The 12,520-nt window shown below is 71.9% G+C and carries 5 protein-coding genes; 4 read left to right on the top strand and 1 reads right to left on the bottom strand.

Annotated features, from left to right (window positions below; translation table 11 throughout):
- Positions 1 to 2,364: a PQQ-binding-like beta-propeller repeat protein gene (locus tag ACIRVF_RS30235; protein ID WP_402824666.1), complete on the top strand. Its 2,364-nt coding sequence runs from the start codon at positions 1 to 3 to the stop codon at positions 2,362 to 2,364.
- Between the two features lie 406 nt (positions 2,365 to 2,770).
- Complete coding sequence (locus tag ACIRVF_RS30230) at positions 2,771 to 4,141, top strand: histidine-type phosphatase (protein ID WP_402824663.1); 1,371 nt, start codon at positions 2,771 to 2,773, stop codon at positions 4,139 to 4,141.
- 93 nt (positions 4,142 to 4,234) lie between these two features.
- Here ACIRVF_RS30230 and ACIRVF_RS30225 read toward each other — a convergent pair whose 3' ends face one another.
- Positions 4,235 to 7,036 carry an AAA family ATPase gene (locus ACIRVF_RS30225; RefSeq protein WP_402824660.1) on the bottom strand — a complete coding sequence of 934 codons (2,802 nt, stop codon included), beginning with the start codon at positions 7,034 to 7,036 and terminating at the stop codon, positions 4,235 to 4,237.
- Between the two features lie 192 nt (positions 7,037 to 7,228).
- On the opposite strand from ACIRVF_RS30225, the gene ACIRVF_RS30220 reads away from it, so the two are divergent.
- A complete protein-coding gene (locus ACIRVF_RS30220) occupies positions 7,229 to 9,400 on the top strand; it encodes a M4 family metallopeptidase (protein ID WP_402824657.1) in 2,172 nt (723 codons plus the stop codon).
- Positions 9,401 to 9,768: 368 nt separating this feature from the next.
- Entirely contained in the window at positions 9,769 to 12,303 is a 2,535-nt protein-coding gene (locus tag ACIRVF_RS30215) for a carbohydrate-binding module family 20 domain-containing protein (protein ID WP_402824654.1), read from the top strand.
- Positions 12,304 to 12,520: the final 217 nt, after the last annotated feature.

Below are 12,520 nucleotides of genomic sequence, written 5' to 3'. Positions count from 1 at the left end.
ATGCGCCGACTGGAACCCGCCGACCCGACGTGGATCGGTCCGTACGCCCTGCTCGGCCGGCTGGGCGCGGGCGCGATGGGGTCGGTCTACCTCGGCCGGTCGGCCGGCGGGCGGACGGTCGCGGTCAAGGTGATCCGACCCGAGCTGGCCGGCGACGCCCGGTTCCGGGCCCGCTTCCGGGCCGAGGTGGCAGCCGCCCGGGCGGCCTCCTCGGCGTTCACCGCCCCGGTGGTCGACGCCGACACCGACGCGCCCGTCCCGTGGATGGCGACCGTCTTCGTGCCGGGCGTCGCGCTGGACGAGGCGGTGCGGCTGGTCGGCGCGTTCCCCGAGCACGTCGTGCGCATCCTGGTGGCCGGAATCGCCGAAGAGCTGAAGAGTATCCACGCGGCCGGTCTGACCCACCGCGACCTCAAACCCAGCAACATCCTGCTGGCGCTGGACGGCCCGCACATCATCGACTTCGGCATCGCGCGGGCCGCCGACGGCACCGCTCTGACCGCCGAGGGCGCGATCTTCGGCACGCCCGCCTTCATGTCACCGGAACAGGCGATGGGGAAGAGGGCGGGCCCGGCGAGCGACGTGTTCTCGCTCGGCTCGACGCTCGCCTACGCCGCCTCCGGCGGGACCTGGCCGTTCGACGGCGGGCACCCGCTGGAGGTCCTGCGGAAGGTGATGAGCGAGGAGCCGGACCTGGCGGCGGTGCCCCGCGGCGTACGGCTGCTGATCGCGGCCTGCCTGGCCAAGGCCCCGGGCGACCGGCCGACGCCCCGGCAACTGGCCGCCTCCCAGGGCGCCGGGCCGCTGCCCCCCGGCACGTGGCTGCATCCGGTGCTGGTCTCGGCGATCGAGGAGGCGGCGGCGGTGATGGCCCCGGCCGCGGCCCCGGCCCCGCTGCCGCCTCCACCGGTCGCGCCCACGGGGCCGCAGCCGCTGGTGACGACGGCCGGGTCGGCGGCCGGGTCCCCGACCGTCCGGCTCGGCCACACGACGCCTCCGTCCAGGCCCGGTCGGCGCAAGGTGCTGCTCGGGCTGGCCGGCGGGGCGGTCGCCCTGGCCGGCGCCGGCACCGCGCTCTATCTCACCCGGACGACCGGCCGAAGGGAGCAGTCCCAGGACTACCCCGGTTCGCAGAACCCGCCTCCGACTCCCGTGGCGGATCCGAGCGACTACACCCGTTCGCTGGAGACCACCGTCGCCGCGACCCCGCTGTGGACGTCGCCGGTGCCCGAACCGCTGATCCAGGTGACGGGGGACGGCGACACCATCGTCGCCGCCGGCATGAAGAGCGTGTGGGCCATCGACCGCGCGGGGCAGCAGCGGTGGCAGCCGCTGACCAACTACAGCTCCCCGCGCGGGATCGGCGGCGGCGACAGCCCGGTGGCCGTCGGCGGGGGCACGGCCTACGTCATCGGGTACACCAGTCCCGGCGACCTGAGTTACGTCTTCAAGGCCGTCGACCTCGCGACGGGAACCGTCACCTGGACGCTCCCCGAACCGGACCTGCACATCAGCACCTCCGCCTCGGTGGTCGGCCTGCTCGACGGCCTCGTCTACGTCCGCGGGGACGCCTCCCTCTTCGACCCGAAGGACCCGCTCAAGTACAGGTACGGGGCCGACTTCGTGTGGGCGGTGGATCCGGCGGCCCGCCGGATCCGCTGGCAGAACCTCCACCAGCGTGACGAGGTGGGCAGCCAAGGCCGCCTCTACCTCCCCTCCTCCGGTTCCCGCCTGCTGTTCGAGAGCGCCTCCTACAACCTGGAGACCCTCAAGAAGGCCGGCCGGCTGGAGGCGCTCGACGCCGGCGACGGCGGAAAGAGCCTGTGGCAGCAACTGGCCCCCGGCACCGGCGCCGCCATCACCAACCTGTCCTTCTTCTGCGACGGTCCGCACAGCTCCGCCGCGGGCCGGTTCCTCTACCTCGCCGACCGGCTCTACGCGGTGGACCCGGCGGACGGAAAGGTGGTCTGGCAGTCCCCGGGCGAGTGGGCCTTCCAGACGGCGGTGGCGAGCACCGACGGCGCCACCGTCTACGCGGCCGGAACCCACTACGCGAAGGGCCGCACGGTCGTCCAGGCCCTCGACGCGAAGACCGGTGCCGTCCGCTGGTCGGGCTCCCTTCCCATCGGGGTGCTCCAGGACATGGCGGCACATTTCTCGGACGACACCCTCTACATCTGGATCCACGGCAAGGTGTGGGCCCTCGACCCGGTCACCGGCTCCCCCCGCTGGACGTTCGACTTCCATGCCGGCGGCGGCACGTCAACACCCGTGCCGTTCTGGGCCGGCGGCGGGCGGATTTACGGCCCGACCGACAACGGGCTGGCGGCGATCGCCGCCGACGGGAAGCCCGCGCGCAGCTGAACGCACCACCTGGCCGCCTGAAGGGTGTCAGAACTTTGATCGGCCGCTGCCGGGGCCTGACCGCGCTCAGGCAGTACCGGGAGCGGACCGTCTCGGTGACCGTGCCCCGCGGTCACATCGAGGAGATCCCCAACGGCGACGGCGGGACGGTGGAGGTGGAGCTCGGAGTGTGGATCCCCAACACGAGGAGCCGCCGGGCCAAGCTCGCCGCCGTGCCTCCGGAGCCGCCTTACGCGGTCGGCTCGGTGGGGGGTTGTCGCGACCCGGCCGGGCCACTGCAGCCACTCACTGTTCAGTCGGCCTTCACTTTGGCAACAGCCCGTCACCATCCGTGCTTACGAGGGACTTGGCAGTGTCAGGACGGTCCTCTTGCCGGGCGGCAGGCCACGACTACCGAAGGATTTCCTTGAAGCGCACCGCTCCCCTCTCCGTCGCCATGGCCGCCTCGCTGGCCGCAAGCGTGCTGTTCACCGCCGGCAGTGCCACGGCGCGGGACCGCTCCGACGCCTCGCGAGCCGACCGGCACCTCTACGGCACGAAGGCGCCCTACCTCCCGCAGGAGAGGCAGAGCCGTTACCAGGAGGCGCCGGAGGGCTTCTACCCGGTCTTCACCGAGAACGTCGCGCGCCACGGTTCGCGGGCCATGACGGATGGCTCGGACGGCGACGCTGTGCTCGCGGTGTTGCGGCAGGCCCAGGCACAGGACGCGCTCACCGGGCTCGGCGGCCGGCTGGCACCGCAGGTGCAGTCGCTGATGGCGGCAGCCGCCTCGCTCGGCTACGGCAACCTCGCCGGCCGCGGCGTCCAGGAGCAGCAGGAGACCGCGCTGCGGATGGAGCAGCGGCTGCCGTCGCTGTTCCAGGCCATCACAGCCGGTCAGGAGCCCATCGTGGTCGAAACATCGGGTGTGCCGCGCGTGGTGGCCAGCGCCAACGCATTCACCGGCGGTCTGATCTCCGGCGACCCTGCGCTGGCCGGCCTGATCAAGGCACCGGTCACCGACAAGAACCTGCTGTACTTCCACAAGCAGCCGCAGAACGCCGACTACCAGTCCTACCTGAAGAACGACCCGCAACTGGCCGCCGCACTCGCGCAGATCGACACCGACCCGCGCACCGCCCAGGCTGCCCACCACGTGGTCACGCGCCTGTTCCGCGCCGACTTCGTCGCCACGCTGCCCGCCGCCGCGCAGATCGCGTTCGCCGGTTCGCTCTACCAGCTCTACGCCGCGGCGCCCGACCTGAGCGTTGAGGCGCCGGACGTCGACCTCACTCCGTTCCTGACCGCCGCGGACGCCCGCTGGTTCGCCTACCTCGACGACGCCGAGGAGTTCTACCAGAAGGGCCCCGCCTTCGCCGGACGCACCATCACCTACAAGATGGCCGACGTGCTCTCGTCCGACCTCCTCGCCCAGGCCCAGGCCAAGGCCAACGGCACCAGCACCAACGGGGCGGTGCTCCGCTTCACCCACGCCGAGGAGATCGAACCGCTCGCCGCCCTACTGGGACTGCCCGGCAGCACCGAGCCCGCTGAACCGGGGCAGCCGTACAGCTACCGGAACAACCCCTGGCGCGGCGCCGACGTCGCGCCGATGGCCGCCAACATCCAGTGGGACCTGTTCGCCAACAACTCCGCCGACGGCGAGCCCGCCCGCTACCTGGTCCGGATGCTCTACAACGAGAAGGAGACCGCTTTCAAGCCCTCCTGCCGGCCCATCGCCGAGAACAGCTTCTTCTACGACCTGGACGAACTGAAGCGCTGCCTCACCGAGGGCTGATCCCTGCGAAGCCCACGGCGGAGGCCCGCAGCGAGCCGCGCCGACCGCCGCGGCCCCCACCGCCCGTTCCCGGCCTCCTGCGCCCCGCCGGGATCACTCGCGTGCCGGGGGCACGGTGTGCGCGAGCTGCACGCGTGAGTTCAGGCCGAGCTTCCGGTAGACCCGGGTCAGCGTCGCTTCGACCGTCTTCACGCTGATGGTGAGGGCCGCGGCGATGTCGCGGTTGCTCGCCCCGCCCGCGGCGAGCCGGGCGCAGCGCTGTTCGGCGGAGGTCAGGCAGGCATGGTTGCGGTCGTTGGGGGGGTTGTGCTCCAGCCGCTGGATGGCGCGCGCTGCGGCCTCGGCCCACGGGTGCGCCTCGTGCGCGGTGAAGAGGTCGGCGGCGCTTCGCGCGGCCGCGCGGGCGCTCGCGCGTCGGCGTCCGCGCCGCTCCGTGTGGCTGAGGGCCAGCAGTGTCCGGCCGCGTTCGACGGGAAGGTGGAGCAGACGCTCGGCTGCCTCGGTGAGACGGTGGGCGGCCTCGTCGTAGTCGCCGCGTGCCGCGTCCAGGAGGGCCTGGGCGCGGTCGAGCGCGGGGAGGACGGCGGTTCTGCCGAGGGCGGTCGCCGTGCGGCGGGTGCCGGTCAGCAGACGGTGGGCCTGATCGAGGCGGCCCAGGGCGATGAGGGCTTCGGCCAGGTCAGCGTGCCAGCGCAGCACGGACGGGTCGCGGACCTGCTGGAGTTCCTCCAGAACGCGCACCTCCTCCAGCGCCTCCACGGCTTCCTTCGGGCGCCCGGTGACGAGCAGGAGGTGTCCGAGGGCGAAGAGGTTGCGTGAGAGGAAGACCCGGTTGCCCTCCTGCCGGGAGGTGTCGGCTCCGCGGTGGGCGTGGGCGAGGGCGAGGTCGGTGCGCGAGGCGGTGCCCTCGACGATGGCGGAGGTGTAGCAGGCGGGCCCGGCCGGCAGGCCCGTGCGGTCCGTCAGCGCTTGGGCGCGGCCGGCGTAGTCGAGGGTTCGGGCGCACCGTCCGGCGCGGATCTCCACCTCCGCGAGACAGCGCAGGATGTCCACGCTGCCTTCGGCGTCCCCGGCCTGCTGGGCCTGGACGAGCAGGGGCAGCAGGGCGGTTCGGGCGTCGGACAGGCGGTCGTCGAAGAGCGCGTGGCGGGCGGCGAGGTGTTCGGGGGTCGCGTTCACGGGCACGGGTGCGGCGCGGGGCAGGGACAGGGAGCGGTGGAGCGTGGTCTCGGCTCCGGGGCTGCCGAGGATGCGTTGGACGCGTGCCTGCATCGCCAGGGCGAGCGCGGTGGTGGTGGTGTCGCCGGCGGCCTCGGCGAGGGCGGTGGCCCGGGCGGCCAGGGCTGCGGCCTGATCGGGGGCGCCTTCGGCGACGTTGGCCCAGATCGCCTGGCGTAGCAGGATCTGGGCGATCAGGCCCGGCTGTCCCGCTGCCTCGTGGACCGCACCGGCGAAGAGTTCATCGGCGCCGTGGAGGCGCTGCCCGCTCGCGTCGAGCTGGGCCAGGATTGCGCTGACGCGTCGGGTGGGGCTGCTGTCGTGGTCCAGTACGAGGCGGGCGGCGGCCCGGCTGCGGGGGAGGTCGCCGCAGTGCGCGGCGTCGCGCACGGCGGTCAGTGCCCGTTCGGTGAGCAGCCCGGTGTCCTCACTCGGGGTGCGTTCGGCGGCGAGGAGGGAGAGTTCGGCGGCCAGCGGGTGCTCGCCGCGCGACCTGGCACGGCCGGCTGCGCGGGCGGCGTCGCGCGCGGTGTGCGGGGCCGTTCGCGGGTCGGCGGTGTCGGCCGCCAGCGTGCTGTGCCGGTCGCGGCGGACGCTGTCACGGCTGGCCTCGGCCAGTCGGGCGTGCAGGAGCCTGCGCGTGGTGCCCGGCAGCCGCGTCGCAAGTTCCGTGCCGATCGCGGTCGCGGTGAAGCGCACCTTCCCGTCGGGCCGCCGGATGTCGAGGAGGCCGGCCGCCTCGGCCTGGGCCAGGAGGTGTTCGGCCGCCGGGCCTGCGAGGCGGCCGAGCAGGTCGACGTCGGGCCGGTCGTCCAGTGCGGCGAACGTCAGCAGTTCCTGCACCTGGGCCGGTACCTCGTCCAGCCACTCGCCCACCAGTCGGCGGGCCGTCGGCGGAAGGACCTCCTCGTTCCCACCGTCCTGGTCCGCGGACGGGCCGGCGGCCGCGGCGAGCGCCAGGGCCAGGGCCGGATTCCCGCCACTGCGGGTGTGGATCCGTGCGACCTCGTGGAAGGGCAGCCGGTGCGGCGACAGCAGCGCCGCGGTCTGATGGTCGGTCAGCGGCGCAACGCTCACCGCGCACGCGTCCTCCCCGCACCAGTGGCCTCCGGCCTCCGGCCGCCGGGTGCGCTCGGCCACGATGACGGGAAGGTCCGGGGCCAGGCGCAGGGCCCAGCCCAGGATGGCCGCGCTGGCCGGGTCCAGCCACTGGGCGTTGTCCACCACCAGCGTCAGGGGCGGTGTGTCCCGCAACAGGGTGGCGGTCAGCCGACGCAGCCGAAGGGCCGGACCGGAGCGATCCGAGGGGCCCGGGCCGCCGGCGGCCTCGTCCAGCTCCGCCGCGAGGTCCCGCGCGGACGGCAGCGGTCGGAGGGCCAGCGCGAGTTCGAGCAGTCCCGTGTAGGGGACCCGGGTGTCCTCCGGGCCCGGGGCCAGCCGAAGGACGGGCCGGCCCGAGCGCCGCCCCAGGAGCCCGGCGGCGGTGGTCTTGCCGATCCCGGGCGGCCCGAACAGTACCACCTGACGGGTGCCGTCCACGTCGTCCGGCACGACCGGCACGACCGGCACGACCGGCACGACCGGCAGGACCGGCAGGACCGGCAGGACCGGCAGGACCGGCAGGACGGTACCGGTGGCCTCCTGAAGCGTGCTCATCCACAGTGCGGAGTCTGGCATCGGGCCATGGTGCGCCCGAAGTGCCCCCCTGCGCCAGGTCAAGGGTTTGCCCTGATTTCGACGCCCCCTCGCCTTCCCTAACGTCGTCGCCACAGTCGAGCTGTCACCGGCCGCCGAACGTCCCCCACCTCTCGTCAGATGACGTTCCGCGGCTGTCCCCCCCTTCTACCCCAGCTCGGCGGGAGGATCGTGATGTCCCGCAAGAACGCCCTGGCGGCCGCTGTGGCGGCCGCCCTCATCTTCGGCACCGTGACCGTGGCAGCCGCCCAGTCGCCCGCGCTCGCCGCCGGCCCGGCCGCCCGGCCGGGCGCCGGCCTCCGGGCGATGACGGCCGACGCGCGCGGCGAGGCGATACGCGCGGCCGACGGGGAGGCGAGCGCGACGGCCCGTGCGCTCGGACTTGGCACCGACGAGCGTCTGGTGGCGAAGGACGTGCTGGTGGACACCGACGGTGCCCGGCACGTGCGCTACGAGCGCACCTACCGCGGCCTGCCCGTGATCGGCGGCGACCTGGTGGTGCACCGCGACAAGGACGGCGTGATCACCGGCTCCAACCTGGCGCACCAGGGCCCGATATCGGTCACCGGCGTCACGCCGAAGCTGACGGCGGCCGACGCCGCGGCCGCGGCCGTGAAGCACGCCAAGCACGTGAGGAACGCGAAGACCGGTAGCTCGGACGGCAGCACCCTGGTGGTGTACGCGGTCGGCAAGGCGCCGGTCCTCGCGTACCGTTCGACGGTCACCGGTGCGGGCGAGGCCGGGCCGGCCTCGCAGGAGGCGGTGATCCTGGACGCTGCCAGCGGTGCGCTGCTGGACCAGTACGAGCTGCACCAGGGCGTCACCGGCACCGGCAACGGCGTCAACGTCGGCCAGGTGCCGCTGGAGACCACCCAGTCCGCCGGCGGCTACACCCTCACCGACGCGGCACACGGCGGCACGATCGTCTACGACTCCTACAACAGCTCGCAGTCGAGCCCGGCGCAGAACGCCCGAATCTTCAGCAAGTCCACCAACTCCTGGGGCAACGGCTCCACGTCGAGCCGCGAGAGCGCCGCGGTGGACGCCTCCTACGGGCTGGCCAAGACCTGGGACTTCTACAAGAACACCTTCAACCGCTCGGGCATCCGCAACGACGGCCGCGGTGCACCGGCGTACGTGCACGTCGACACCAACCTGGTGAACGCGTTCTACGATGACAGCTGCTTCTGCATGTCCTTCGGCGATGGCAGCTCGCAGAACAACTACACCCCGCTCACCGCCCTGGACGTCACCGGCCACGAGATGACCCACGGCGTCACCGCCGCCACCGCCAACCTGAACTACTCGGGCGAGTCCGGTGGCCTCAACGAGGCGACCTCGGACATCTTCGGCACCATGGTGGAGTTCTACGCCGCGAACCCCAGCGAGCCGGGCGACTACTACATCGGCGAGAAGCTCAACACGGGGAACGGCTACCTCCGCCGGATGGACAATCCCTCCCTCGACGGCTCCAGCCTGTCCTGCTGGAACTCCGGCGCCGGCTCGGTGGACGTCCACTACTCCTCCGGCATCGGCAACCATTTCTTCTACCTCGCCGCCGAGGGCACCGGCTCCAAGACCATCGGCGGACTGCCGCACAACGGCAGTCCCTGCAACGGCGACTCGTTCAACGGGATCGGCCGGGACAAGGCCGCCGCCATCTGGTACCGGGCGCTCACCGTCTACATGACCTCCACCACCGACTACGCGGGTGCCCGCACCGCGACCCTGCAGGCCGCCGCCGACCTCTACGGCGCTAACTCCCAGGAGCGCTACACCGTCTCCAGGGCCTGGGCCGCCGTCGGCGTCGGCATGGCCCTGCCCGACCCGGGTACCGGCATCCCGACCCCCACTCCCACGCCCACCCCGACCCCCACTCCCACCCCGACCCCCACTCCCACCCCGGGCGGGAACGCGCTGGTCAACGGCTCCTTCGAGCAGGGCGCCACCGGCTGGAGCGAGAGCGCCGGCGACATCACCAACTCTCCCTTGCGGCCCGCCCGCAGCGGCTCCTGGTACGCCTGGATGATGGGCTACGGCGCCACTGCCACCGAGTCTCTGTCGCAGAGCAACGTCGCAGTGCCCGCCACCGGCTCCCCTAAGCTCACGTTCTGGCTGAACGTCGCCACCCAGGAAAGCGGCACCACCCCGTACGACACCCTCAAGGTGAACGTCAACGGCACCACTCTCGCCACCTACTCCAACGCCGACGCCGGCTCCGGTTACGTCCAGCGAACTGTCGACCTGAGCGCCTACAAGGGCAAGACGGTGAAGCTGGAGTTCGCCGGTGCCGAGGACGCCTACCTCGCCACCACCTTCCTGGTGGACGACGTCGCGATCGGGTGACCAGCACGGCTCGACCGTCGGGCCTCCTGCGTCCGGGCCCCGAGAGGCGGGGCCCGGAGCCCGGCCGCAGGGATCCTGCAATCACTTTCTGAAAGTTCCAGAAAGCTTGCTGAACGTCTTGACCGACACTGCCGGTTCACGGCATCGTCATCTTCGGCCGGGCCACCCCGCGGGGCCCCGGCAAGAGATCACCGCACGTCAGGTCTCCGCGCCGACCGAGTGGGACCCTCGGTCGCGGCGGTGAGCCAGCACACGGAGCGCGGTCGCGCTCCCTCCCCCCCACCCCCAGCCGTCGCTGCGGCGCAGACCGTTGTGGTGCTCGTCGCGCCCGGCCACCGCGGCTTCGGCTGCCTCCCCAGGAGTCGTTCATGAGTCCGCTCCACGGATCCCCGCCCGCCGCACCAGCCCCGGACCGCCCCGGCAGAGTCCGTACCGGTCTACTGGCCACGGCCGCTCTTGTCGCCGGCGCCGTTCTGCCCCTTTCCTTCCAGAGCTCCGCGCACGCGGGCGTGCCGAACGGCGGTGACGTCGTCGCCAACCTCTTCGAGTGGAACTGGACCTCGGTGGCCGCCGAGTGCACGAACGTCCTGGGACCGAAGGGGTACGGCGCCGTCCAGGTCGCCCCGCCCCAGGACTCCATCCGGCTCGGCGTCAACGGCCACCCCTGGTGGGAGGTCTACCAGCCCGTCGGCTACGACCTGAACAGCCGCATGGGCAGCCCCTCCCAGTTCGCCGCCATGGTGACGGCCTGCCACGGCGCGGGCGTCAAGGTGTACGCAGACACCGTCCTCAACCACATGGCCGGAGCCAACCAGACCAGCGCGGACTCCTACGGCGGCGACGCCTTCAGCAGCTCGTCGTACGCCTACTCCCAGCCCGGCTACACCGCGGCCGACTTCCACAGCTACCCGGCCAACTGCCCGAACTCCACGATGGCCATCAACGACTGGAACAACCAGACCCAGGTGCAGGAGTGCGACCTGGTCTCGTTGGAGGACCTTGCCACCGAGACCGGCCACGTGCGGCAGACAGAGGTCAACTACCTCAACAGCATGGTCGCCGCGGGCGTGGACGGCTTCCGCATCGACGCCGCCAAGCACATCAACGCCAACGACCTCTCGGCGATCCTCTCCAAGGTGAACAACACCACGTGGACGGGCAGCCGCCCCTACGTCCTCCAGGAGGTCATGCCGGGCGGCTCCGGGGCCCTCGCGCCGAGCGCCTACGAGGGGACGGGCCAGGTGATCGAGTTCACCTACGCGTCCAAGCTGAAGGACCAGTTCACCGGCAACATCACCAACCTGGGCACCTTCGGCCAGAGTTGGGGCATCGAGCCGGCAGCCGGTTCGGGCTCGATGGTCACCAACCACGACACCGAGCGCAACGGCTCGACACTCAACTACAAGAATGGCGCCAGCTACGTCCTGGCCAACATCTTCCACCTGGCCTGGGGCTACGGCACCCCCGAGGTGTACGCGAGCTTCACCTGGAACAGCACCGACGACTCCCCGCCGTCCGACGCCAACGGCTTCGTCACCAACACCGACTGTTCCAACGGCTGGTACTGCACCGACCGCAACCAGGGCATCGCCAACATGGTGGGCTGGCACAACGCCGCCGCGGGCCAGCCCATGGCCAACTGGTACAGCGACGGCTCCAACCTGATCGCCTTCAGCCGCGGCACCAGAGCCTGGGTCGCGATCAACAACGAGACCGCCACCCAGAGCCGCACCTTCGCCACCGGCCTGCCCGCCGGCACCTACTGCGACGTCATCCACGGCGACTACACCGCCGCCCTCGGCACCTGCAACGGCCCCACCATCACCGTCGACGCCGGTGGCAACGCCACCGTCTCGGTCGCCGCGAAAGACGCCGTCGCCCTCTACGGGCGCATCGGCAGCACGCCGTCTCCGACCGGGACCGCCTCCCCGACGGCGAGTCCGACCGCCACGGCGTCCCCGACCGCCACCACGACCACGACGGCGTCCCCGACCGCCACCACGACCACGACGGGTCAGGTCGCCCAGACCTTCACGGTCAACGGCGCCCCCGGCAGCGCCCCGATGTACCTCGTCGGCTCGTCGGCCCCGCTCGGCAGCTGGAACCCCTCCTCGGCGATCCCGATGACGCAGTCCGGCTCCACCTGGACCACCACCGTCAGCCTGCCGCAGGACACCGCGATCCAGTACAAGTACATCCAGAAGGACTCCTCCGGGAACGTCACCTGGGAGCCCGGCTCCAACCACAGCGCCACCACCGGCTCCCGGGGCACCTCTGCGTGCACCGACACCTACAACGGATCCACCGCGAACATCAGCCAGACCTTCAACGAATCCGCGACCACCTGGACCGGGCAGAACGTCTACCTCGTCGGATCCATCCCTGCCCTGGGCAACTGGGACACCGGCAACGCCGTCGCCCTGTCCTCCGCCGACTACCCGACCTGGAACGGCAGCGTCACCCTGCCACCGAACACCGCCTTCCAGTACAAGTACATCAAGAAGGACCCCGACGGCACGATCGAGTGGGAGGCCGGTTCGAACCACACCGCCACCACTGGCGCCTCGGGCAGTGCGACGCTCAACGACTCCTGGACCGCCGCCGCCACCACCCTCGTCGGCGTGACCTTCACCGAGAACGAGACCACCGCCTACGGCACCAACGTGTACCTCGTCGGCTCACTCTCCGCACTGGGCTTCTGGGACACCAGCAAGGCGATCAAGCTCTCCCCGGCCGCCTACCCGACCTGGTCCACCACGCTCAGCCTCCCGCCGAACACCGCCCTTGAGTACAAGTTCATCACCAAGGACCCGAACGGCAACGTCACCTGGGAGAGCGGCACCAACCGCAGCTGCACCACCGGAACGTCCGGCTCCATGACGCTGAACAGCTCCTGGAAGTAGCTCCCCGGTCACAGCCGCCCCGGCAGGCCGGGCGGGCCGGGCGGGCCGGGCGGGCCGGGCGGAACATGCTCGGTGCCGCGCAGCGCGAGCGTGGCGGTGGGGGACGAATCTCTCCTGGGCCGCCAAGCGCCGGGCCTCGGTGAGCATGCGGTGGGCGGTGAGCCGCTACGACTCCTTGGTTTCGGGTCTCCCAGGACTAGGGGAGCGTCGTCGGCAC

The organism is Kitasatospora sp. NPDC101157, from assembly GCF_044768255.1.
In the GTDB taxonomy this organism is placed as follows: Bacteria; Actinomycetota; Actinomycetes; order Streptomycetales; family Streptomycetaceae; genus Kitasatospora.
The sequence above is the reverse complement of the archived record's forward strand: the minus strand, read 5'-3'. Positions and strand labels throughout refer to the sequence as shown.

Excerpts from the sequence above, each read along its gene's own strand:
- ACIRVF_RS30235 (WP_402824666.1), top strand. The coding sequence starts at position 1 with ATGCGCCGACTGGAACCCGCCGACCCGACGTGGATCGGTCCGTACGCC.
- ACIRVF_RS30225 (WP_402824660.1), bottom strand. The coding sequence starts at position 7,036 with ATGCCAGACTCCGCACTGTGGATGAGCACGCTTCAGGAGGCCACCGGT.
- ACIRVF_RS30215 (WP_402824654.1), top strand. The coding sequence starts at position 9,769 with ATGAGTCCGCTCCACGGATCCCCGCCCGCCGCACCAGCCCCGGACCGC.
- ACIRVF_RS30220 (WP_402824657.1), top strand. The coding sequence starts at position 7,229 with ATGTCCCGCAAGAACGCCCTGGCGGCCGCTGTGGCGGCCGCCCTCATC.